Origin of the sequence: Plantibacter sp. ME-Dv--P-122b (genome assembly GCF_030209375.1) — a bacterium.
In the GTDB taxonomy this organism is placed as follows: Bacteria; Actinomycetota; Actinomycetes; order Actinomycetales; family Microbacteriaceae; genus Plantibacter.
Genome location: NZ_JARVSC010000003.1, coordinates 1,104,105 through 1,126,878 on the forward strand (window position 1 = coordinate 1,104,105; position 22,774 = coordinate 1,126,878).

Annotated in this window: 21 protein-coding genes and 2 tRNA genes; 10 read left to right on the forward strand and 13 right to left on the reverse strand. The window is 70.3% G+C overall.

The window, feature by feature from the left end; translation table 11 throughout:
- Positions 1 to 11 precede the first annotated feature (11 nt).
- Positions 12 to 1,040, forward strand: coding sequence for a YdcF family protein (locus QRN19_RS09890; protein WP_285026655.1), 1,029 nt, complete (start codon positions 12 to 14; stop codon positions 1,038 to 1,040).
- 95 nt (positions 1,041 to 1,135) lie between these two features.
- Here QRN19_RS09890 and QRN19_RS09895 read toward each other — a convergent pair whose 3' ends face one another.
- Complete coding sequence (locus QRN19_RS09895) at positions 1,136 to 1,510, reverse strand: hypothetical protein (protein ID WP_285026656.1); 375 nt, start codon at positions 1,508 to 1,510, stop codon at positions 1,136 to 1,138.
- Between the two features lie 125 nt (positions 1,511 to 1,635).
- Between QRN19_RS09895 and QRN19_RS09900 the strand changes: the two genes are divergently transcribed.
- Positions 1,636 to 2,526 carry an alanyl-tRNA editing protein gene (locus tag QRN19_RS09900; protein WP_285026657.1) on the forward strand — a complete coding sequence of 297 codons (891 nt, stop codon included), beginning with the start codon at positions 1,636 to 1,638 and terminating at the stop codon, positions 2,524 to 2,526.
- Between the two features lie 93 nt (positions 2,527 to 2,619).
- Here QRN19_RS09900 and QRN19_RS09905 read toward each other — a convergent pair whose 3' ends face one another.
- Entirely contained in the window at positions 2,620 to 3,126 is a 507-nt protein-coding gene (locus tag QRN19_RS09905) for a DUF4190 domain-containing protein (RefSeq protein WP_285026658.1), read from the reverse strand.
- A gap of 180 nt (positions 3,127 to 3,306) precedes the next feature.
- On the opposite strand from QRN19_RS09905, the gene QRN19_RS09910 reads away from it, so the two are divergent.
- Positions 3,307 to 5,544, forward strand: a complete 2,238-nt coding sequence (locus QRN19_RS09910; RefSeq protein WP_285026660.1) for a HelD family protein — start codon at positions 3,307 to 3,309, stop codon at positions 5,542 to 5,544.
- Between the two features lie 102 nt (positions 5,545 to 5,646).
- The gene (locus tag QRN19_RS09915) at positions 5,647 to 6,357 is read left to right on the forward strand and encodes an endonuclease/exonuclease/phosphatase family protein (protein ID WP_285026661.1); all 711 of its coding nucleotides are present in this window, start codon (positions 5,647 to 5,649) and stop codon (positions 6,355 to 6,357) included.
- A gap of 274 nt (positions 6,358 to 6,631) precedes the next feature.
- Here the strand turns inward: QRN19_RS09915 and QRN19_RS09920 are convergent, their stop codons facing one another.
- The 3 genes from QRN19_RS09920 to QRN19_RS09930 all read right to left on the reverse strand — a co-directional run bounded on the left by QRN19_RS09920 (position 6,632) and on the right by QRN19_RS09930 (position 9,508).
- Positions 6,632 to 7,369 (reverse strand): RNase H family protein, encoded by a 738-nt coding sequence (locus QRN19_RS09920; RefSeq protein ID WP_285026663.1) that lies wholly within the window; start codon positions 7,367 to 7,369, stop codon positions 6,632 to 6,634.
- Between the two features lie 165 nt (positions 7,370 to 7,534).
- Positions 7,535 to 8,428: a putative RNA methyltransferase gene (locus QRN19_RS09925; RefSeq protein ID WP_285026664.1), complete on the reverse strand. Its 894-nt coding sequence runs from the start codon at positions 8,426 to 8,428 to the stop codon at positions 7,535 to 7,537.
- A gap of 180 nt (positions 8,429 to 8,608) precedes the next feature.
- Positions 8,609 to 9,508 carry a hypothetical protein gene (locus tag QRN19_RS09930; RefSeq protein ID WP_285026665.1) on the reverse strand — a complete coding sequence of 300 codons (900 nt, stop codon included), beginning with the start codon at positions 9,506 to 9,508 and terminating at the stop codon, positions 8,609 to 8,611.
- 102 nt (positions 9,509 to 9,610) lie between these two features.
- Here QRN19_RS09930 and QRN19_RS09935 point away from each other — a divergent pair, with 102 nt between their 5' ends.
- Positions 9,611 to 9,859, forward strand: coding sequence for a DUF2795 domain-containing protein (locus QRN19_RS09935; protein ID WP_133060046.1), 249 nt, complete (start codon positions 9,611 to 9,613; stop codon positions 9,857 to 9,859).
- Between the two features lie 209 nt (positions 9,860 to 10,068).
- Here the strand turns inward: QRN19_RS09935 and QRN19_RS09940 are convergent.
- The 7 genes from QRN19_RS09940 to serS form a co-directional block, all read right to left on the reverse strand.
- Positions 10,069 to 10,157 (reverse strand) — tRNA-Ser (locus QRN19_RS09940).
- A 113-nt stretch (positions 10,158 to 10,270) separates the two neighbouring features.
- Entirely contained in the window at positions 10,271 to 11,611 is a 1,341-nt protein-coding gene (locus QRN19_RS09945; protein WP_285026666.1) for an LCP family protein, read from the reverse strand.
- A 60-nt stretch (positions 11,612 to 11,671) separates the two neighbouring features.
- The gene (locus tag QRN19_RS09950) at positions 11,672 to 12,892 is read right to left on the reverse strand and encodes a hypothetical protein (RefSeq protein ID WP_285026667.1); all 1,221 of its coding nucleotides are present in this window, start codon (positions 12,890 to 12,892) and stop codon (positions 11,672 to 11,674) included.
- 140 nt (positions 12,893 to 13,032) lie between these two features.
- A tRNA-Ser gene (locus QRN19_RS09955) sits at positions 13,033 to 13,117 on the reverse strand.
- Positions 13,118 to 13,213: 96 nt separating this feature from the next.
- Complete coding sequence (locus QRN19_RS09960; RefSeq protein WP_285026668.1) at positions 13,214 to 14,461, reverse strand: LCP family protein; 1,248 nt, start codon at positions 14,459 to 14,461, stop codon at positions 13,214 to 13,216.
- 146 nt (positions 14,462 to 14,607) lie between these two features.
- Positions 14,608 to 15,432 (reverse strand): HAD family hydrolase, encoded by an 825-nt coding sequence (locus QRN19_RS09965; RefSeq protein ID WP_285026669.1) that lies wholly within the window; start codon positions 15,430 to 15,432, stop codon positions 14,608 to 14,610.
- The gene (serS, locus tag QRN19_RS09970) at positions 15,429 to 16,694 is read right to left on the reverse strand and encodes a serine--tRNA ligase (protein ID WP_285026670.1); all 1,266 of its coding nucleotides are present in this window, start codon (positions 16,692 to 16,694) and stop codon (positions 15,429 to 15,431) included. The genes QRN19_RS09965 and serS overlap by 4 nt, the downstream gene beginning before the upstream one ends.
- 57 nt (positions 16,695 to 16,751) lie before the next feature.
- Between serS and QRN19_RS09975 the strand changes: the two genes are divergently transcribed.
- Positions 16,752 to 17,720 carry a diacylglycerol/lipid kinase family protein gene (locus tag QRN19_RS09975; RefSeq protein ID WP_285026671.1) on the forward strand — a complete coding sequence of 323 codons (969 nt, stop codon included), beginning with the start codon at positions 16,752 to 16,754 and terminating at the stop codon, positions 17,718 to 17,720.
- Positions 17,721 to 17,909: 189 nt separating this feature from the next.
- Here the strand turns inward: QRN19_RS09975 and QRN19_RS09980 are convergent, their stop codons facing one another.
- On the reverse strand, positions 17,910 to 19,397 hold the full coding sequence (locus tag QRN19_RS09980; RefSeq protein ID WP_285026672.1) for an aromatic amino acid lyase: 1,488 nt from the start codon (positions 19,395 to 19,397) through the stop codon (positions 17,910 to 17,912).
- 184 nt (positions 19,398 to 19,581) lie between these two features.
- On the opposite strand from QRN19_RS09980, the gene QRN19_RS09985 reads away from it, so the two are divergent.
- Genes QRN19_RS09985 through QRN19_RS10000 form a run of 4 tightly spaced genes read left to right on the forward strand, consistent with a single transcriptional unit; the run spans position 19,582 to position 22,743 of the window.
- Complete coding sequence (locus QRN19_RS09985) at positions 19,582 to 20,277, forward strand: IclR family transcriptional regulator (RefSeq protein WP_285026673.1); 696 nt, start codon at positions 19,582 to 19,584, stop codon at positions 20,275 to 20,277.
- Positions 20,274 to 21,365: an ABC transporter ATP-binding protein gene (locus QRN19_RS09990; RefSeq protein WP_137244126.1), complete on the forward strand. Its 1,092-nt coding sequence runs from the start codon at positions 20,274 to 20,276 to the stop codon at positions 21,363 to 21,365. The genes QRN19_RS09985 and QRN19_RS09990 overlap by 4 nt, the downstream gene beginning before the upstream one ends.
- Complete coding sequence (locus tag QRN19_RS09995; protein WP_285026674.1) at positions 21,362 to 22,012, forward strand: ABC transporter permease; 651 nt, start codon at positions 21,362 to 21,364, stop codon at positions 22,010 to 22,012. The genes QRN19_RS09990 and QRN19_RS09995 overlap by 4 nt, the downstream gene beginning before the upstream one ends.
- On the forward strand, positions 22,009 to 22,743 hold the full coding sequence (locus tag QRN19_RS10000) for an ABC transporter permease (RefSeq protein ID WP_285026675.1): 735 nt from the start codon (positions 22,009 to 22,011) through the stop codon (positions 22,741 to 22,743). The genes QRN19_RS09995 and QRN19_RS10000 overlap by 4 nt, the downstream gene beginning before the upstream one ends.
- The last annotated feature ends 31 nt before the right edge of the window (positions 22,744 to 22,774 follow it).

Consider the following 22,774-nt stretch of genomic DNA (forward strand, 5'->3'; position numbering starts at 1 on the left):
AGGATGAAGGCATGATCATGTTGCTCCCGGCCGCCGTCTTCGCGGTGCTCTACGTCGCGAGTCGACGCCGCGACGCCCGCCGCCTGCGCAACGGGGTCTTCCTGGTCTCGGCGATCGCCTGCGGGCTGGTGGCACTCCTCTCGGAGGCGTCCCGCACGACGCCGTTCACCGTCATCCTCGCCGCGTTCGGCACGGTCCTGCTGGTCGGCGTGCTCGGGGTCCTCCTCATCGGCAACGGCATCACGATGCTCCGGCTCGAAGGACGCAGCCTGGGCAACCTGCTCTCGCTGTTCGCCGGGGTCGCGATCCTGGTCCTGCCCGTGCTGGCCGTGCTGCTGGTCCTCGGAGCGCACCCGCAGTCCCTGCCCTCCTGGCTGACGATCGTCCTCGTCGCGCTGGGGCTCCTGCTCGGGTTCGCGTGCTTCTACGCGGCGGCGACGTTCGCGGCCTTCGGCGTGTATTCGCTCGTCTACAGCCGCTACCGCCACACCCGGACGCCCGACGCCCTCGTCGTCCTCGGTTCCGGCCTCATCCAGGGCGAGGTCCCGCCGTTGCTGCGCAGTCGCCTGGACCTGGCGCTCCGCATCTACCGGGCCACTGCGCCGGGGACGAAGCGGCCGCTCCTGATCCCGTCAGGCGGTCAGGGCGACGACGAACCCCGCCCGGAGGGGACGGCCATGGCCGAGTACCTCGTCGCGCACGGCGCGGACCGGTCCGACGTGCTCGCGGAGACCGCGTCCACGAGCACGCGCGAGAACCTCCTGCTCTCCCGGGACCTGCAGCAGTCGGCCGGGCGGCACGGTGAGACGATCGTGGTGACGAACAACTACCACGTCCTCCGCGCGGCACTCCTCGCACGTTCGATCGGGAGCGACGCGCAGGTGATCGGCTCCCCGACGGCCGCGTACTACGTGCCGAGCGCGTTCCTCCGCGAGTACGTCGCCATCATGGTCGAGCACCGTCTGCTGAATGCACTGGCGATCGCGGGCGTCGCGGGCCTGATCGCCCTCGCGGTGGTCTGGTCACTCCTACCGATCTGAGCCGCCGACTCCGCCCCAGCACGATGTCCGGAGCGCACGACGGGCCGTCGTCCGATTGGATCGGAGGACGGCCCGTCGGTCGTATGGGGTCCGACTCAGTCGGGAGCGGTGTCGTAGACCTCGCGGGCGTCGTCGGTGGCCTCGGAGGCCGGCCCGGAGTCGGGCTGGTGGTCGGCCGAACCGTCGGCGTCGCCACCCTCTCCCTCGCCGAGCGGTGCGTCGAGTTCGGTCGAGGGCTCCGGGGTCTCGACGGCCTCCTCGGTCGCGTGCTCCTCATCGGGAGCCGCGTCCTCCGAGCCGGTGCCGTCGACGGTCTGACTCGACCCGTCCGAGCCCGGTCCGGCGGTCGTCTGGTCGGAGCTCACGAGCTCCGCGGTGTCGATGTCGGCACCCTCCCAGGCTTCCTGGTCTGCTCCGGCCGCACCGGTTGCGAGGTCGTCGCTTGAACCCTGATCCTGCTGATCCGTCATGATGCACTCCTCTCCGCGGAACGCGTCGCGCTCCGTGTCCTCGGACTCTACGACGTGATCCTCAACGGTTTCCCGGGGTTGACAGCCGTCCGCGGGCTCCCGGACCGTCGCGATAGCGTGGGGACATGAGCCTCCCCGTCGTCGATACGCGCGTCACCTATCCCACCGGAGCCCTCGTCTCGACAGGCACGGTGCTGCATGTCGAACCCGCTGGCGATCACCTCGCCGTCGTGCTCGACGAGACGGCCTGCCACCCGGTCGATGCCGCGTGGCCCGACCAGCCCGCCGACACGGCGACCATCACCTTCGGTGCGGGCACGAGCGCCGTCGAGGTCGCCGTGACCGATTGCGTCGTCGCCGCGAGCGACGGCACCCGGCTGTACCTCGGCGCCGACATCCCCGTGAAGAAGGGCACCGAGGGATGGGCCTTCCTCGTCGCCCACCTGGTCTCCACCGAGGCGGCCTCGAGTGCCGTCGAGGGCGTGGCAGCACGTGTCGAGGTGGACGCGTCCACCCGGCACGCGCTCTCCGCCGGGCACACCGGGTGCCACCTCGCATCGCTCGCCCTGAACGCCGCGCTCGCCGACGCCTGGCGCAAGGAGGTCGCCCCCGATGCCCTCGGGGCTCCGGACTTCGACACGCTCGCCTGCGAGTCGTCGCGGATCACTCGGAACGCGTCGACCGACCGCTACCGCATCGGCAAGTCACTCCGGCGGAAGGGGTTCGACCCGGCCGCCCTCGACGACCTCGACGCGCTGGGGTCACGCATCCGGAACACCCTCGACGGCTGGTTAAACAGCGGCGCCGCCGTCCGGATCGATCGCGAGGGCGAGCTGCTCACCGATCGACGCAGCTGGCACTGCGAGCTGCCGGGCGGCCCGGCGGTCATCGCCTGCGGCGGCACCCACGCGTCGTCACTGGGCGAGTTCTCGAGCATCGCCGTCTGGCTGGAGCGCGAGGAGGTCGACGGCGCCGTGGTGCTCTCGATGGTCAGCACGGTCGTCCCGGCCGGCTGACCGCGCACAACTCCTACTCGTCGAGCAGGACCACCCCGGCCAGGGCCGCACCGGGCCGCCTGGGCTCGAGATGCAGGAGTTGTGGACGGGCGGCTAGGCGGCGATGCCGGTGGAGGCCGCGCCGCCGACGCCGGCGAGCAGCCCGCCGATGACGAACACCCAGAGCAGGACGAGCGCCGCCCAGACGAGCAGGAACAGTCCGTTGAGCACGACGCCCGTGATCGCCATCGCCCGACCGGCGGGCTCACGGCGGAGCCCCATGAGTCCGAGGACGAATCCGACGATCGGGAGCACGAAGGTGAACCCGAAGAAGAGCGACACCAGGCCGATGACCATGCTGGAGATGCTGAGACCCTTCGGCGGCGACGCAGGGTACGGGTAGGGGTACGGCGCGGGGTATACGGGCGCATACGGCTGCATGCCGTACTGCGGCGGGTACGGCTGCTGCTGCGGGTAGGGCGCCTGCTGGACGTACGGCTGCACCTCGTACTGCGGCGACTGGAGCTGCGGCTGCGGGTACGGCTGCGGTGGAACCGGCTGCTGCGAGTGCGCCTGCTGCGGCGCGAGGGGCTGCGGCTTCGATCCGTCCGGTGTGCTCATGCCCGTCAGCCTATCGACCGGCCTGCGCTCGGTGCCCGAACCAGCGCTCCCACGGCAGCCTCCAGGTCTCTGGGAGCTCACGCTCAAGGGCGGTGCGGGGCCCGGAAAGCGACTACCGTATTCGTGCGGTCCTCGCAGGGAACCCGGAACACGGACCGCGCCACACCCAGAAGGAGCACCGTGCAGAACGACGCGATCGCCGAGGAACAGGACCATCTCGATCGGCTGCACGACGTGATCCGGTCGCAGTCCGACCTCGAGGAGCGACGCTCCGAACTCGCCCTCCGCGCCTTCGACGGCGACGACGACTCGAGCTTCTCGGAACGCGACGCCCTGGTCGCCCACCACCGCCAGCGGATGGTCGAGCTGCGTTCGTCCAGCTACGGACTCCTCTTCGGCCTCCTCGAACGCGAGACCGACGAGCGGCACCACATCGGGCGCATCGGCCTGCGCGACCCGGAGAGCGGCGATCAGCTCCTGTTGGACTGGCGCGCACCTGCCTCGCGCCCGTTCTACACCGCGACGCCACTCCGCCCCGAAGGCCTCCGACTGCGCCGCCGCATCGGCACGGCCGGTCGCCGCGTCACGGAGGTGCACGACGAGGTCCTCGACACAACCATGCTCAGCGACGACGAGCCGAGCGGCATCGGCGAGTCCGGTGCCCTGTTGGCGGCCCTCGGTCGCGCTCGGACCAAGCACATGGCGGACATCGTCGACACCATCCAGGCCGAGCAGGACGCGATCATCCGCGCGCCCCTGCCCGGCACCCTCCTCGTGCAGGGCGGGCCGGGCACGGGCAAGACCGCCGTCGCCCTCCACCGCGCCGCCTATCTCCTCTACGAGCACCGCGAGCGGCTCATGCGGAGCGTCGTGCTCATCGTCGGGCCGAACTCCACCTTCCTCGACTACATCAGCCGGGTGCTGCCGTCACTCGGCGAGACCGCCGTCGTCCTCGTCACACCGGCGACCCTCGTGCCGGGACTCGACGCACACGCGGAGGACTCGCTCGAGGCCGCCGAGCTCAAGGGCCGGCTGCGCATGGCCGACGTCGTCGCCCGGGCCATCCGCGAACGCCAGGTGCCGCTCGACCAGCCGGTCACGATCCGCATCGCCGGTGACGGCCCGCTCCGCGTCACGCCGGGCGTCCTGCGCCGGATCAAGGCCGGGATCGAGCGTTCGGGCACGCCGCACAACGAGGCGAAGCTGCGATTCGACCGGGCCGTGCTGACGCATCTCATCGGGCTCGAGGCGAAGCGCGACGGCTTCGAACCCCGCACGGGCGAGGACGCCGACGAGCGTCGACAGGAGCTGAGCGAGGAGCCCGAAGTTGAGGAGCTGCTCGACACGATGTGGCCGATCCTCGACCCGGCCGAGATCATCGACCGCCTCTTCACCGATCCCGAGCTGCTGGCACGCGTCGCCCCCGACCACACCGAGGAGGAACGTCGGCTGCTGCTCCGCGAACCCGCCGCCGGAACGGACGGCGCGGGCGAGACCGACTGGGCCGCGCGGCTCACGCCCGGCGACATCGCCCTCGTCGACGAGGCCGCCGAGCTCATCGGCGAGGACCAGCGCCCCGAACTGGAACGGCAGCGCCGTGCCGCCTACGAGCGCCGGCACGACGTCGAGTACGCGCGCAGTGTGCTCGAGATGATCGGCGACATCAGCATCGACGACGAGGCCCAGGACGACGACTATCTCCGGTCGGCCCAGGACCTCGCCGACCGCCAAACCGTGGAGGACGACCGCAGCCCCGCGGAACGCGCCGCGAGCGACCGCACCTGGGTCTACGGGCACGTCATCATCGACGAGGCGCAGGAGCTCACCCCCATGCTGCTTCGGGCCGTCCTGCGACGCGGGCCCAACCGCTCGATGACGCTCGTCGGCGACATCAACCAGCAGAGCACCTCCGCCACCCGCTCCAGCTGGCAGGAGCTGCTCGGCCCGCAGCTCCCGCGCTGGACCGAGGAGCTGCTCACCGTCAACTACCGGACGCCCGAGCAGATCATGGCGCTCGCGGATCCCGTCCGGCTCGAACTCGACCCGGACTCCCCGGCGCCCGTGTCGATCCGGCGCGGTGACGAGGAGCCTGTGCAGCTCACCGTCGACCCCTCGGCGCTCGCCCCGACCGCGGTCCGTGCCGCCGTCGCCGCGATCACCGCACACCCCGGCATCGCGGGCGTCATCGCACCCCGCTCGCTCCTGGCGGAGATCGACGAGCTCCTCGCCGACGCCGGTGCGGACCGTGCCCGGGTGTGGTCCGGCACCGCGCGCGAGAGCAAGGGCCTCGAGTTCGACAGCGTCGTCCTCGTCCAGCCCGATGCGCTGGGCGGGACGGGGCATGCGGCACTGTCGCTCCGGTACGTCGCGCTCACCCGCGCCACCCAACGGCTCACGGTCGTCGACGCGTCGAGCTGACCGTGGCCATCCGGCGACGCACCGTCGTCCGGACCCCTCCAGAGCACCGGGCGGCGGGAAGGACCGTAGGCTTGGGCTCTGCCAACAGAATGTGAGGCTGGGATGAAGGTCATCAGCTACAACCTCCGCAAGAACAAGGCCAGCGGCGAGCTCGTCGCACTCACCGAAGAGTTCGGCCCCGACGTCCTCGCGTTGCAGGAGGCCGACACCCTGCAGCTGCCCGCCGAGCTCGGCGGCCTGCACCTCGCCGACAGCACGCACCGCAACCGGCTCGGCCTCGCGATCTACTACCGCCGCGACCGTTTCACAGCGGAGTCGACGCAGACGTTCGCGCTGAAGAAGTCGCTGCACGACATGGTGCTCGCGCCGGCGCACGAGCGACTCATCGGCACCCGCCTCACCGATGTCGAGGCCGGGCGCGAACTCATCGTGGCCTCGTTCCATGCGGCTCCGCTCACCGCGCTCAACTCACTGCGTCGGCACCAGATCAAGGCCGCGCACGAGCAGCTGCACGCGATGGGCGACGTCCCGACCCTCATGGTCGGCGACTACAACTACCCGCTCTTCCAGAAGGGCCTCGGCACGAAGATGCAGGAGAGCGGGTACGACCTGAGCCTCAGCGACCGCAGCACCTACACGCGCTACAAGATGTTCAGAGGGCACTTCGACTTCGCGACCTCCGTGGGCCTGAAGATCGACCGCGTGCAGACGCTGCGCCGCGGCATCTCGGACCACCTGCCGATCCTCGTGGACGCGAGCTACGGTGCGGCTGTGCCGGTCGACGACGAGGCTCCGGAGTCCGCCGCCCGCTGACCCGGTTCACAAGTCAGGATGCGCTCGGCACGGCGACCTCCTGCCGCAGCGTGTCACGCGGGAAACGCCGCGTTCGTCCTGAGTTGTGAACTCGGAAGCGACGTCAGATGAGGCCGCGGCTCCGGAGTCCGCCTCCCGCTGACCTGCTCGCCTGACCCTGCGCGCGCCCCGACCGGTTCACAATTCAGGATGCGCTCGGCGCGGCGCCCTGCTGCCGCAGCGTGTCACGCGAGACACACCGCGTTCGTCCTGAGTTGTGAACTCGGAAGCGACGTCAGATGAGGCCGCGGAGGAATTCCTGGACGCTCGTCCCGGCCTCGCGGGCGCGGCGGACCAGGCGTTCATGCTCATCGGACGTGAGGTCGAGGGTGAGCTGGTGCCACGTCGGCTCGACGTCGAGTGAGAACAGCGCGCCGTCGTCCTCCGCGTCGAACACGGGGGCGGTGCGTTCCTCCTCCACCTCGAGGTCGGCGAACAGCTCCGGCTCGGTCGTCTCGGACGTGGCCTCGGTGTCTGCCTCGGAGGCCGCCGGGGTCTTCGTAGCACCGGCGCCGGTCCAGCCTGGTCCTTCCGGCACCGGCTGCTTGCGCTGGAACGCCTCGGCGGCCGTCCGCGCGCGGATGTCGGCGGCCTCGTTGAGTCGGTGACCGACGTGCCCCTTCACCCACTCGAACCGGTAGCGCCGCCCGGCGATGGCGGCGTCGATCTCCTGCATGAGCTCGAGGTTCATGACGGGCTTGCCGTCGCCCTTCTTCCAGCCCTTCTTCTTCCAACCCGGCATCCACTTCGTGATCGAGTCGATGACGTACTTGCTGTCGCAGAGGATGTGGAGGTCCTCGTCGAGGTGCTCGGTGGCGCGGAACAGTTCGAGGACGGCGCGCAGCTCGCCCATGTTGTTCGTGCCGTGCGGCCAACCCCCGGCTGACCAGCAATCGTCGTCGACATACCAGGCCCAGCCGGCGGGTCCGGGGTTGCCGAGGGCGGAGCCGTCTGCGGCAGCGGTGATCGTCATGAGCGCCTTTCGATGAGTGCCCTCCATCGTATCGACGCACCACCGACGCCCTGACGCCTGTCTCGCGGTGCCGGTGTCGGGCTGGCCCGGCGTCAGCTGGCCGGCGTCAGGCGGGCCGGCGTCAGGCGGGCCGGCGTCAGCTGGCCGGCGTCAGGGGGGCCGGCGTCAGGCGGGCGCGAAGACGCTGAGCGTGACGGCGACCGTGACGGTCGTGTAGCCGGGCAGGTCGGCGATCGCCTGCTCGAAGACGTCGTCGTCGAGGTGGTGCGCGCTCGGCCCCATGCGGACCTCGTCGCGCACCTCCTCCGGCATCAACTCGACGGCGTAGTCGAGTGTGTCGCGGGAGCGGAGCGCGAAGCCGTCGAGCTGCGCGTCGAGTCGGGCGTCCTTGCGCTCGGCGATCCCGATCATGCCGAGCCGATCGCGGAGTTCGGCGAGGTGACCGGGTTGCGGCGTCACGACGGTGAGCAAGCCGTCCGGGCGTAGCACCCGACGCATCTCGGGACCGTTCCGCGGGCCGAAGATGCTCAGCAGGTGGTCGACCGACGCCGCCTGCAGCGGGAACGGCGCCCAGGCGTCAGCGGTCGCCGCTGCGGCCCGGCCGTGCGCGCGGGCGGCGCGACGAGCGGCGAGCGGCGACAGGTCGAATCCGAACCCGCGCCAGGCCGGGCGAGCGTCGAGGATCCGGCCGAGGTAGTAGCCGGTCCCGCCGGCGATGTCCACGACGAGCGGGGCGCTGTCGTCGTCGACCGAGCCGTCCGGGAGGAAGCGCGCGAGCGGCAGGGTCGTGGCGACGTGATCCGCGATCGGCTCGTAGTGCTCGGCCTCGAGGAACGCTGCGCGGGCCGCGACCATCTCCTGCGTGTCGCCGGTCTTCGGCGTCCGACCGCCGACGACGAGCGAGGCGTACCCCTGCCGGGCGATGTCGAAGCTGTGACCGGCGGGGCAGCGCAACACGCGGTCGCCGAGCTCGAGCGTCGCGGTGCAGATCGTGCACGCGAGATCGGGGGCGACGAGGCTCAGCCGATCGTGCTGCGGGACGTCAGCGAGGATCGGCATGCCTTCGAAACGCTCCGATTCCAGCTGCTGTGTCCGTCGCCGCCGCGATGCTTCCGGTTGTCGCACTTCACCCACACGGTGAGTCTAGGCGCGTGCCGCACGGTGCGTGCGCCGGAACGTTCGAGCGGCGATCGGTCGCGGCGGGCTTCGGCACCGCCGTGACTCGATCAGCTCCCTGACTCAGTCCTCGAGCGCGCTCCGCAGACGCTCGACGTCCTCGTGTGCTGCGTCGCTCACACGCTGCGCCCGGTCAGCCGCTCGTTGGCGTCGGGCCCACTCCCGATCGGCGTCGGCGATGTCCGCGTCGAGCTCCTCGAGCCGCCGTGCGAGGTCCTCGCGGTCACGCAGGAGTCCCGATCGCCGGACCGCCGACTCGTCCAGGAAGGCTGTCGCCTCCTCACTCGCGCTGGACGCTGCCTCCTCGTCGCGCTCGGCCGCCTCCAGCCGGGCCCGAAGGCGTCGACGTCGGTCGTCATCGTCGGAACGGTCGCCGTCTCCGTCTCCCCGAGTCCCAACGGACCCGTCGGCGGTGGAGCGCCTACCGGAGGTTTCGACTCCGCCGACGACACCACCCCAGCCCGTTCCGCTCGACGTCGGGGCGTCGGTCAGTCGACCGGACGACACCTGCGCGGCGAGGTCGGCGTCAGCACTCGCCGCCTGGAGGCTCTGGCGGACGGTCTCGATCACCGTCCCGGAGAGCGACGCCCCCTCTGCTGCTGCGGCCCCGACGGTGGCGGTGACGAGCGTCGCGATCAGCGAGCGACGTTCGGCGCCGAGCGTGCGGAGCGCTGTGGCGTCTCCCGAGCGCTGAGCGTCGCCGAGCGCGGAACCGAGTCGTTCCAGTTCACCGAGCAGGTCCGGGCGGTGAGCCGTCAACACGTTGAGCGCCCAGGCGGCGACCGATGGTTTGCGGAGCGCGAGGATCGCCGTCGCCAGGTCGTCGTCCCCGTCGTCGCGTGCGGCGACGGCCAGGCGTTTGCGCTCCGCCACGAAGCCGCTGAGCGGGACGCGCAGCAGCTCGACGGCGGCGGACGCGAGGCCCGTCGGGGCCGGCGTTCCGGTGTGGCGGTCGTCGGGCACGGTGCCGCTCCCTCGCATCATTTCACGTCAGGCTAGCGCCCTCTTGCGCCAGAACGGAGTCCGACTGTCGCCTTTTCGGGGGTCGCTACCGACAATGTGGACATGGATGCCAGACCTTACCCAGACACCGTGGAGCCGCCTGAAACAGCCGCCTGCACCGATTTGAAGTCCCTCCTCAGGACCGTGGACTTCCCGATCTCCCGCCGCGAACTGCAGTCGATCGCCGTCCGGTCCGGACTCGACCGCGGGACGCTCGCCGCGCTCAACACGCTCACCGAAGAGCACTACGCCGGTTCTTTCGGCATCCTTCGCGAACTCCGCCACCACGGCGAGCTCCGTCGCTCCGCCTGATCGCTGACCGCCCTCCCGACGCCTGGTGGACTCCCCAGCGCGGTGCGCTGACGTGAGCGCGGGTCACGGACGTGAGCGCGGGTCTCCGGAGGGGCGCGCTCACGTGTGCGGGGCGCGGTGACGTCAGCGCACCGCGCTGGCGACTCCGACAGACGTCGTGCAACGCAGAAACCCCCGCCGAGGCGAGGGTTTCGAACTGAAGACCAGTGCGGAGACGGCGGGATTTGAACCCGCGGTCCCCGTGAGGGGACTCCACCTTAGCAGGGTGGTGCACTAGGCCGAACTATGCGACGTCTCCATGTGCGTTCGCAAGCGGACGCACGACGACCAGCATAACCGGAGATGGGCGTGGTGACGAATCCCCGGGTCCGCGACGCCCTTCGACACGCTCAGGGAACGAGGTCGGGACGCCTACTGGTCGTCGAGGGTGCGGCCGCGGGAGCAGGTGCGCTGGTCGGCGGTCTGGCCCGTCACCGTTGACGGAAGGACCACCGCACCGCCGGCGGACGTGTCGGTCGCATCGGCAGGCGGAGCCGTCGCGGCAGGATCGCCACCTGCATCCGCACCTTCTGCGGGATCGACCGCGGTCGGGTCGGTCGGGTTCGTCACCGCACCGGCGCCGGTCGCGCCCGAGAGCTGGATGGGCTGGTCGTTACCGAGGGCCTCGAAGAGCGCGGCGGCCGCGTCGTCGATCGGTTCGACCCCGCCCTCGACGGCCGCGTTCGGGTACTGCACGAACGCGATGTTCGACAGGTCGACGTCGCGCAGCGTCATGGCGATCGCGATCATCGTGTCGAGGCTCGTCAGGCTGTCGGACAGCTGCATGTTCTGCGCCGCCGCCTTGGCCAGGGAATAGAGGGTCCCGGGGTTGGTCAGCGTCTCGGCACTCTTGATCTGCTGCATCATCGCCGACAGGAACACCTGCTGGTTGCTGATGCGACTGAGGTCGCTGCCGTCCCCGACACCGTGCCTGGTGCGGAGGAACTGCAGCGCCTCGTAGCCCTCGAGCGTGTGTTCGCCGGCCGACAGGAAGGTGTTCGTGTACTCGTCCTCGATCGGGTCGGCGACGCACACCGTCACCCCGCCGAGTGCGGTCGACATCGCCATGACGCCGCTGAACTGCACCTCTGCGGCGAACGGGATCTCGAGTCCGGTGAGCTGCGACACCGTCAGCGCCGTGCACGCGAGCCCGCCGTAGCTCAAGGAGGTGTTGATCTTCTGCCGGCTCATCGAGTCGAACGAGCCGCCGGCCGGGTCGGGGCAGGACGGGATGGGGACGAACATGTCGCGCGGGAAGCTGACGACCGTCGCGTTGCTGTGGTCCTCCGAGATGTGCACGAGCATCGTGACGTCGTTGAGGTTGCCGGTCTCCTCCTCGGCGTCGCCGAAGACGGGGTCCTGGCCGGCGCGGGAGTCGCTGCCGACGATGAGGAGATTGACGCCGCCCGGATATGCGCCGATCGCCGGCAGGTCGGTGACGGCCTCACCCTGCGAGTCGACGAGCGCGACACCGGGCTTCACCGAGGCGGCGACGTCCCAGAGGGCGATCCCCGCGACGATGCCACCGCTGACCAGCGCGACGGCCAGGGTCGAAGCGATGATCTTCAGGCCGGTCCGCACGGCGCTCGGTCGCTGCAACCGCCCGTGACGGGCGATGGTGCTGAGCTTGCGGGAACGTCCCTCACGACCGGTTGCGCCACGGCCCGTGCGGTTCCGCGCGGGCTCGACGGCGTCAGACGTGATCGGGGGCATCGGAACAGTAAAGCAGGTCCGGCTGTGAACGGGGGTGCGCGACCGGGTTTCCGCGACGCATCAGTCCCAGCGCACCACCGGGGTTCCCGAGGTGAAGTCCACCTGCGGCGAGCCGAGCGCGGGACCGAACAGGATGTCGCAACCGCCAGTCGCTCCGTTCTGCGTGCAGCTCGTCGAGGACGCCTTGACGCTCCCGATGTAGTCGCCATAGACCTGGAGCGGGTTGACGAACGTCTCGCGCGGCTCGAGGTTGGCGAGGTTGGCCTGCGCGTCCGCACTCAGCGTGCGCGTGATGGTGCCGTCCGCGACCGCCGTGCCGTCCGACAGCGTGGCCGGGATGTCGAGACCGCACCCTGCGGTGAGGCTGGTCGAGGCGATGCAGGCGTTCACCGCTTCCGTCACGGCGTCGCGGAACTGCTTGACGCCTGCCTCGTTGAGCTCGACCTTCACGTCCGAGAGGAGGTCGTAGGAGTCACCGGCGGCGACGAGGTCGTCTGCTCCGGAGATCGAGAACGATTCCTCGAGTGTCTTGGGGAGCGCGAGCTGGTAGGCGCCGGGGAACACCGTCCAGGAGTCGCCCTTCGCTTCCTGTCCGTTGACCGTTACGGTGACGCCGTCGAGCATCGACGGGTACAGGCTGACCGTTCCCCCCGAGAGGATGGAGTAGCCACCTTTGTACGCCTTGTAGACGGTGAACTCCTGGGTCACGGGGGTGGAACCGACCGAGAACGTCGCCGTGACCGTGGTGGTGGAACCGGATTCCTTCGCGGAGGTCAGCTTGACCTTGCTGATCTTGCCGAGCTTCGCGGACGCTTTCAGGACGTCGTCGGTGAGCAGCGTCTTGTCGCTGATCGACTCGTCGAGGTAGCTCAGTGCCTGCTTGGCGTCGCCGTCCTGCAGGGCGGTGAAGTAGTCGGTGACGATGCTCTTCGGGTCACCCTGCGCCCCGCGGATCGCGGAGCTGATGCCGATACCGGCAGCCGTGACCACGATCATGACGAGGACGACCGCCCCCGCGATGATGCCGATGAGTCCGCCGCGGGACAACTTGCGCCGCTTGGCGGGACCGGCGACTCCGGGGGCGTAGGGGGACGGTGCGCCGGCGTAGGGGTTCTGGGACGCACCGTACGGATACTGCTGAGTCCCCGCACCGTTCTGCGGTGCATCGGCACGCGGCGTGGATCCGTCGGTCGACGGGTGCTGTGGGACGGGGCCCTGAGGCGGCGGCACCTGCCCGCCCGTCTCCTGGGGTTTCTCAGGCTGGTCGGATGGCTCGGTCATCGCTGGTTCTGCTTTCGAATCGTCTGCCGACGCGAGGCGACGAGTACGCACTCGAGCCGCTCCATGTCTGCATATCAGTCGATGAATATCATACCGATGAACTGTGCAGCGCAGGCCCAACCAGCCATCTCAAGAACGTGCGGAGGGCGTGGGATTCGAACCCACGAGACATTTCTGCCCACCAGTTTTCAAGACTGGCTCCATCGGCCGCTCGGACAGCCCTCCTGAAGGTCGATCGCCCGCGATGACGCAGCTGACGACCAGGATCGAGTGTATCGGATGGGGCCAGCGGTGAAGCGGCCCCATCCGATCACGCGGTGACTACTGGTCCTCCTCCGGACGACCGGCCGTGCACGTGTTCTGCGCGGCGTTCTGGCCGGTGATCGTGTCGGGCAGGGCGACGGGGCCGGCGGCGGTCGGGTCTGCGGGTGCAGCCGGGTCGGCCGGGGCGGCGGGATCGGCTGCCGCGTCGGTCGTCGCCGGGTCGGGTGTGACCGGGGCGTTCGGGTCGGTCACGACGTACTTGCCGGTGGCGGACAGGGCGACGGCCTGGTCGCTCTGCAGCGCCGTCCACAGGACGTCGGCATCGGACGTCGCCTCGACCCCGCCCTCGACCGTGGCCGTCGGCGTCTGGACGAACGCGACGCGGTCGAGGGGGATGTCCTTGAGCGCTGCGGCGATCGACACCATGGTGTCGATGTTGTTCAGGCTGCTCGACAGGGTCACGTTCTTCAGCGCGGCCCGGGCGATCGAGTAGAGCTTGATCGGGTCGGAGAGCGTGTCGCTGCTCTTCAGCGTGCGGACGAGCGAGGAGAGGAACACCTGCTGGTTCGAGATGCGAGAGAGGTCGCTGCCGTCGCCGACGCCGTGACGCGAGCGGAGGAAGGCGAGGGCGGACGCACCCGAGAGGTCGTGGGTGCCGACGTCGAGGTTGATGCCGCTCCACGCGTCGTTGAGGGGTTCGGTGATGCACACGGGCACGCCACCGACCGCATTCGACATCGAGATGACGCCGTCGAAGCCGATCTGCGCGGCGAACGGGATGGAGAGGCCGGTGATGCCCTCGACCGTGGAGACCGCGCAGGCGAGCCCGCCGTCGGCACCGCCGTACATGAGGGCGGTGTTCATCTTGTCGCGACCGTTACCGCCGTCGGCGCAGTCGCCGATCTGCACGTACATGTCGCGCGGGAAGCTGACGACGGTCGCGCTCGAGTGGTCTGCCGAGATGTGCATGAGGATCGTGACGTCGTTGAGGTTCTCGTCTCGTTCGCCGTACGCCTCGTTGCCGTCGCCCGAGTCGCTTCCCACGAGGAGCAGGTTGACGCCGCCCTCGATCGCGCCGATGTTGGGCGGCGGCGCACCCGGCGTCTCGTTGTCGAGGTGGGCGACGGGCTTCACGCTGTTGGCGAGGTCGAGCGCGGCGACACCGGCGACCGCGATGCCGCTCACGCCGACGACGGCGGCCGTCGCGGCGACGATCTTCGCGACGGTGACGAACGGGTTCGACTTGCGGAGTCTGCCGTGACGGACGGCGGCGCGCGGTTTGGACGCGTCGGCGTGGCGGGTCATGGATCTCGCTCTCGTCTCAGGAACAGGGGTTGCCGGAACCCTGGAGACCGGGCTGCGGCGAGTCGTCCGGCGTCACCTGGAGCAGGCGCGCACCGACGCCCCGTGCCCACCGGAAACGGCGTATCGGCACGGAGCTTTGGACGATGCTAACCCGAAATGCTCCTCAGGAGCTGAGAGAGACCGTCGTCGGTGACCGTGCCGGTGACCTCCGACGCGACCGCGAGGACCTCCTCGGGCGCCTGGCCCATGGCGACGCCGCGTCCTCCGGCCGCCGCCCAGCCGAGCATGTCGACGTCGTTGCGGCCGTCGCCGACGGCGACCATCTGCGAGCGTTCGAGCCCCAGCCACTCCCGGACCCGCTCCAGCGCGGTCGCCTTGTTGACGCCCTTCGGCGCGATGTCGAGCCACGCCGTCCACCCGATCGCGTAGCTCACCTGGCTGAGTCCGATCCTGTCGACGATGCGGAGGAACTCCTCCTCGTCGTGGCTCGGAGACACCACGACGACGCGCGTCACCGGGCTCGTCACGAGCTCCTCGAACGGGACCTCGACCGCGTTCTCGAGGTTCCAGTCCTCCATGCCGACCGTGTACTTGCGGAAGCCGTCGGGGTACTCGACCATGTAGCTGCCCTCGGAGAGGTGCGGCTGGATGAGCCCGAGCACCTCCGTCGGGTCGAAGGTCTCCATGAAGAAGCGCTCGTAGGAGTCGGGGTTCGACTCGTCGCGCTTCATGATGAGGGCACCGTTGGCGCAGACGACGTACTGCGGTGTCAGCTCGAGCTCCTCGAGCACCGGGCGTGTGCTCTCCCAGCTGCGACCGGTGGCCAACGTGACGATGTGGCCGAGCGAGACCACGCGGCGCACCTCGTCGGCGACCGACAGGCTGAGCGAACCGTCCTCGTGCAGCACGGTGCCGTCGATGTCGAGGGCGATGAGCAACGGGGTCGCGGTGGTGGTCGTCTCGTCCGTCATCGGATCGGCCTCGCGACCTCGGTGCCGCCCAGGTACGGACGCAGCACCTCGGGGATGACGACACTGCCGTCCTCCTGCTGGTGCGTCTCGAGGATCGCGACGATCCAGCGGGTGGTCGCGAGCGTTCCGTTGAGCGTCGCGACCGGCGTGGTCTTGCCCGACTCCGTGCGGTACCGGGTGTCGAGGCGACGCGCCTGGTAGGTGGTGCAGTTCGAGGTGCTGGTGAGCTCGCGGTACGCGTCCTGCGTCGGCACCCAGGCCTCGACGTCGAACTTGCGTGCCGCACTCGACCCGAGGTCGCCGGCGGCCGTGTCGATGACGCGGTAGCTGAGGCCGAGCGACTGCAGCATCGCCTCCTGGTACGACAGCAGGCGCTCGTGCTCGGCGGCGGCGTCCTCCGGCTTGGTGTAGACGAACATCTCGAGCTTGTTGAACTGGTGCACCCGGATGATGCCGCGGGTGTCGCGCCCGTAGGACCCGGCCTCCTTGCGGTAGCAGGTCGACCAGCCGGCGTAGCGGAGCGCGCCCTGCTCGAGGTCGAGGATCTCGTCGGAGTGGTACCCGGCGAGCGCCACCTCACTCGTACCGGTGAGGAAGAGGTCTTCGCCGGCGATCTGGTAGACCTCGTCGGCGTGCTCACCGAGGAAGCCGGTGCCCTTCATGATCTCGGGGCGCACGAGCGTCGGGGTGATGAGCGGGACGAAGCCGGCCTCGATCGCGCGGTCGAGCGCGAGGTTCATGAGGGCGATCTCGAGGCGGGCACCGATGCCGCGGAGGAAGTAGAAGCGCGAGCCGCTGACCTTGGTGCCGCGCTGCATGTCGATGGCGCCGAGGAGTTCGCCGAGCTCGAGGTGGTCGCGCGGGGCGAAGTCGAAGGAGGGGCGTTCACCGACCTCGCGGAGCGTGATGAAGTCGGCCTCGCCGCCGGCGGGCACGCCCTCGAGGACCGGGTTCTGGATGCGACCGGCGACGTCGGCGAAGTAGGCCTCGGCCTCGGTTGCGACCTGCTGGGCCTCCTTGACGCGGGCGGCGAGCTGCTGCGCCTGGGCGACGAGGGCGGCCTTCTCCTCCTTGGGGGCCTTGGCGACCTGCTTGCCGAACGCGTTCTGCTCGGCGCGGAGTTCCTCGAACCCGGTGATCGCGGCGCGGCGTGCGGTGTCGGCGTCGATCGCCTGGTCGACGAGGTCGACGGAGGACCCTCGCTTCTGCTGCGACGCTCGGAGGACTTCTGGCTGTTCGCGGAGGAGTACGGGATCGATCACCCGGCAAGTCTAGCGATCGAGGTCGGTGACGAGGCCCCGGGACAGTACCGTTGGGCCATGCCGACTCCCCCGCACGCCGCGCTCGTGTACAACCCGGTGAAGGTCGACGCCACCAGGCTGCGGAGCGCGTTGGAGGCACGGTCGCAGGAGGCGGGATGGGCGGCTCCGCACCTGTATGAGACGAGTGTCGACGACCCCGGTGTCGGTCAGGCGCGGCGCGCGGTCCTCGACGGTGCTCAGGTGGTGCTCGTGGCGGGCGGCGACGGGACCGTGCGTGCTGTCGCGGAAGGGCTGCGCGGGAGCGGCGTGCCGCTGACCCTCATCCCCTCGGGCACCGGCAACCTGCTCGCGAGGAACCTGAAGCTGCCGCTCGGCGACCAGGTGGCGGCGATCGGGGCGGCGTTCACGGGCGACACGCGCGCGATCGACATCGGCGTCGCCATGATCACCCGCGCCGACGGGTCGGAGGAGGAGCACGCGTTCGTCGTGATGGCAGGCATGGGCATCGACGCGATGATGATCGCCACCGCGAACCCCGACCTCAAGAAGTCGCTCGGGTGGCTCGCCTACGTCGAGTCCGGTCTCCGGTCGATCGCCACGGCCGCGCCGTTCCGCATCCACTACCAGTTGCGCGGGCACCGACAACATGCGGCGACCGTGAGCTCAGTGCTCGTCGGGAACTGCGGCACGCTGCAGGGCGGGGTGCAGCTCATGCCGGACGCCGAACTCGACGACGGGGTCCTCGACGTCGCGGTGCTGCAGCCGAAGGGTGCCTTCGGATGGCTCCTCGTGTGGCGGAAGGTCACGTGGGAGAACCGGGTCCTGCGGCGGACGGCCGTCGGGCGGCGGATGATCCGCTTCACCGAGGGCCGGGGTGGGAACACCGTGACGAACCTGCGTGCAGAGGCGCTGACCGTGCGGATAGACGAGGCGCAGGACCTCGAGCTCGACGGCGACGCGTTCGGCATGGCGACGATGGTCGCGTTCGACGCGCACCGAGGCGGACTGCTCGTCAAGCTCCCGTAGCCACCACCCGTCCCCGATCCCGACTCGGTTTGAGTGGGTTGCCAGCGCGGTGCGCTGACGCGAGCGCGGGTCATGGACGTGAGCGCGGGTCTCCGGAGGGGCGCGCTCGCGCGCCTGACCCGCAGTGACGCCGATGAGTGCGCGGTGACGTCAGCGCACTGCGCTGGCGGTCACAACTGCGCGCTCGCGTCAGAGCACCGCGCTGGCGGAGGACACGGAGGGGGCCGACGGCACTCCGGCGACGAGGTCCGCGATCTCGGTGACGAGCGCCGACGCGCGCTCCAAGTCGGGGCGGAGGTCGCGGTCGGCGTCGTCCGAGCCGAGCGATGCCGATGCCCGGGCGAAGACCGCGGCGAGCGTCCCCGTCAGCCGTTCGGCGACACCGCGGCGCCGCACGACCCGCACCGCTCCGAGGAGTTCGCAGGCGATGAGCGTCCTCGTGGCGACGACCGCGTCCTCCAGCTGCGCGACGGCCTGCGCGGCGAACGGCGCGTCCTCCTCGGCTCCGCGCGACAAGACGACCGTGCCGAGCGCCGCCGGTTGCGCCGCGTGCCGGATGTCGGCGACCGCGCCCGCCGCAACGTACTCGACCATCATCAGTCCTGAGGCACCCGGTTCTCCGTCGCCGAGGAACGGCGGCAGGCCCGTGAACGCGGGCTCGTTCAACAATCGCAGGCGCGACAGCGTCACGGTCGACGTCTGCGCGAGCGCGAGCACGGTCGAGTCGAGCTCCGCGGCCAGCTGCGCCTGGAAGAAGGCACCGTGGTGGAGGACCGCCTGTGATCCGGCATCGGCACCGAGGACGTAGAGGGGGTTCTCCTGCGCAGCACCGACGAGCGCTTCCACCTGGTCCGCGAGCCGGTCCGTCGCCGTCGCCACGACACCCTGCGTGATCGCCGCGATGCGGAGTGCGAACGGGTCCTGGATCCGGGCCGGTTCCGGCGCGGGTCCGATGAGCGCGCGTAACGACGCAGCAGCAGCTCCGACGCCGGGTGCGGCGGACGCACCCGCCGCCGCCTCGGCGTACGCCTGCGCATTGCCGTCCAGCGCGTGGAAGCTGAGCGCACAGACCGCCGACCAGGCACGGTCGAGTCCCCGCAGCTCCGTGACCGCGAGGGCCGCACGCGCGATGGTCAGGGCGCTGCTGCTGATGAACGACAGGGCACTCTCCGACCCCCAGGCGTCCAGCGGCTCCAGCGGCGTCGACGCCGGTCGTTCGCCGAGCAGGGTCAGCGCCGTACCGGCGAGCGCGGTGAGATCGCCGGTCCCGATCGACCCGAGGGTCCGGACGGTCGGCAGCGCGTCGCGGCGCAGCATCTCGGCGAGCGCCGCGACGACCGCGGGCTCGACACCCGATCCGCCGACGGCGAGCTGGTTGAGTCGGACCGCGAGCATGGCCCGTACGACCCGGTCGGGGACGACCTCGCCGGCGTCGACCGCGTGGCTGCGGAGCAGGCGGCGCGCGTGTGCGTCGCCGTCGTCGGCCACCGTGGTGTCCTTGTTCGCCCCCACGCCGGTACTCCTGCCGTAGACGGCCGCGTGCTCGGCGAGGTCCCGTGCGTCGTCGTGCGCTGTCGACAGCCGGTCGAGCACGGCGGGAGGCACGAAGGCCTCCTCCTCGAGGTCTGCGATCCGCCGCAGCTCGTCGATGCCCAGTGCTCCCGCGATCTCGATCATCCCGACACCCTCTCTTGCGCTCCGCCGTCGTGTGCACCATCCTTGCTCACACGGCGAACGTCCCACCAGATGAAATTCGAGTTTTACCTGACGGAAACATTCGAGGCGGTTCGCTGAAACGGCGGAGCCATAGCGTGGTGGCTCGACAGAGAGGGATCTGATGGCTGAATCATCGACTCGAACCGTGGAGCGTGCACTCTCGCTCCTCGCCGTGGTGTGCGACCGCGGCCGCACGACCCTCGCCGAGAGCGCGCGACTCGTCGACCTCTCGCCGAGCACCGCCCTCCGGCTCCTCCGCACCCTGGAGTCCACGGGCTTCGTCCGGAAGGACGCCGACGGCAGCTACCGACCCGGCAGCCGCGTCGTCCAGCTCGGCACGCAGGCACTCAGCAACGAGTCGCTCGTCGGCTTCTGCCACACGGAGATGCTCGACCTCGTCGAACGCACCGGCGAGTCCGCCTACCTGAGCGTCGAGGGTCACGCGTCCACCGCGCTCTACCTCGCGATCACGGAGGGCACCCACTCCGTCCGTCACGCGAGCTGGGTCGGTCGCACGATCCCCCTCGACGGTTCGGCCGCGGGTGCCGCACTCACCGGGCGGACCCCCACCGCCGGCTACGTCACGGTCGAGCGGGGCGTCGAGTCGGACGTCACCGCGATCGCCGCTCCCGTCCGCTCGGGAGCACGGATCGTCGCGGCACTGAGCCTCGTCATCCCGAGCTACCGGATGACCGACGACCTCATCGCCTCCTACGGCGAGCTCCTCGTCGCCGCCACGGAACGGCTCTCCAGCGGGCTCGCCTCGTACACCGGACCCACCGACAACACACCCGCGACCGTCCCCGACGACGCCGCGGACCTCCTGGAGGGACGCGCATGATCCGCTTCACGAACGTCAAGAAGGCCTACCCGGACGGCACGGTCGCCGTCCACGACCTCTCCTTCGAGGTGCCGACCGGATCCCTCACGGTGCTCGTCGGCCCGTCCGGCTGCGGCAAGACCACCTCGCTCCGGATGATCAACCGCCTCATCGATCCGACCTCGGGGTCGATCCTGCTCGACGACGTCGAGACCCAGTCGCTCGACCGCGTCACCCTCCGTCGTCGGATCGGCTACGTCATCCAGAACGCCGGTCTCTTCCCGCACCGCACCGTCGTCGACAACGTCGCAGCCCTCCCCCGCCTCCTCGGCGGCTCGCGCCGGGAGACGCGCACGGCGGCCCTCGAGCTGCTGGAGCGCGTCGGTCTCGACGAGAAGTTCGCGAAGAAGTACCCGTGGCAGCTGTCCGGTGGTCAGCAGCAGCGCGTCGGCGTCGCCCGCGCCCTCGCGACGAACCCGCCGTTCCTCCTCATGGACGAACCCTTCAGCGCGGTCGACCCGATCGTCCGGACGCAGCTCCAGGACGAGTTCCTGCGCCTGCAGGCCGACATCTCGAAGACGATCGTGATGGTCACCCACGACATCGACGAGGCCCTCAAGCTCGGTGATCAGGTCGCGGTCCTGCGGGAGGGCGGTCTCCTCGCGCAGATCGCGCCGCCCGTCGACCTCCTGACCCGCCCCCACGACGCGTTCGTCGCCGACTTCGTGGGTGAGGCCCGCGGCTACCGTGCACTCGGCTTCCTCGGCCTCGACCACGACGACGCCCTCCACCGTGAGCCCGTCGCCCGACTCGGCGACACCGCCGTGACCGGCGTGCACGCGAGCGGCTGGGTGGTGGTGACGGACGACGAACGCCGTCCGCTCGGCTGGTTCGACACCGCAGCCGGTCACGGCTCCGTCTCGACCGACACCATCAGCGGCCACGGCCTGTTCGTCCCGCGCACGGCGTCGCTCCGCATCGCGCTCAACGCCGCGCTCGCGCACCCGAGTCGGCGTGTCGGGCTCCTCGACGACGACGGCCGGCTCACCGGCACCATCGCCGCCAGCGAACTCCTCGAGCGCCCCGCCCCCGAGCGGAGCCTCCGATGACGATCGACTGGATCTGGGAGAACCTCCCGCTCATCGGCGACCTCACACTCAACCACCTCTGGTTGACGCTCACCCCGACGGCGCTCGGCCTCCTGGTCGCCCTCCCGTTCGGCTGGTGGGCGCACCGCTCGCGTCGCGGCCGTCCGTTCATCGTCGGTACCGCCGGGTTGCTGTACACGATCCCGTCGCTCGCACTGTTCATCATCCTGCCGACGATCCTCGGCACGAAGATCCTCGACCCGATCAACATCGTCATCGCCCTCACCGTCTACACGGTGTCACTCCTCGTCCGCGTCGTCTCCGACGGACTCTCCTCGGTGCCGGTGGACGCGGTGCAGGCGGCCGAGGCCATGGGCTACCGGTCCTGGCAGCGACTCGTGCTGGTGGAACTGCCCGTCGCCGTCCCGGTGATCGCCGCCGGCCTGCGCGTCGCGGTCGTGTCCAACGTCAGCATCGTGACGATGGCCGCCCTGCTCGGCATCCCGCAACTCGGGACACTGTTCACGCAGGGCTTCCAGCTCCGCCTGTTCGTGCCGCTCGTCACCGGCATCCTGCTCTGCGTCGTCCTCGCCGTCATCCTCGACCTCATCATCGTCCGGCTCGGCTCGCTCGCGACGCCCTGGCGTGATCGGACGGTGGCAGCATGAGCGTCATCGACTGGCTGACCGACCCCGCCAACTGGACCGGCTCCGACGGCATCCCCTCGCAGATGGGCTACCACCTGCTCTACACCGGCATCGCGCTCGTCATCGCCGCAGCGATCGCCGTGCCGCTCGGTGTCCTCGTCGGCTACACCGGCAAGGGCGAGCGCCTCGTCGCCGGATCGGCCAACGCCCTCCGCGCCCTGCCGACCCTCGGCCTCCTCATCCTGCTGTTCCTCCTCATCTCGCCCGTGGTCCCGGGGCAGCTCGTCTACGTCATCCCCACGATCGTCGTCCTCGTGCTCCTCGCCGTCCCGCCCATCCTGACCGGGACGTACACGGGCATCCAGAGCGCCGATCCCGACGCGGTGGGCGCCGCCCGCGGCATGGGCTACACGAAACTGCAGATCCTCTGGCACGTCCAGCTCCCGTGCGCCCTCCCCCTGCTGCTGTCCGGCATCCGCTCGTCCACCCTCCAGGTCGTCTCGACCGCGACGGTCGCCGCCTACCTCGGCCTCCAGGGGCTCGGCCGCTACATCATCGACGGCCGCGCCCAGGCCGACTTCTTCCAGATGGCCGGCGGCGCGATCCTCGTCGCCGCCCTCGCCTTCGCACTGGAGATCGCCTTCACCCTCCTCGGCACCCTCATCGTCTCCCCCGGTCTGCGGCGCACCAGCCGCAAACGGCGGACGGCGGCCCCGACCACCGTCACCGGGGCGATCCCCCGGCCGGCCTGAGCCGCACCCGCACCGCACGACCACCTCCGCA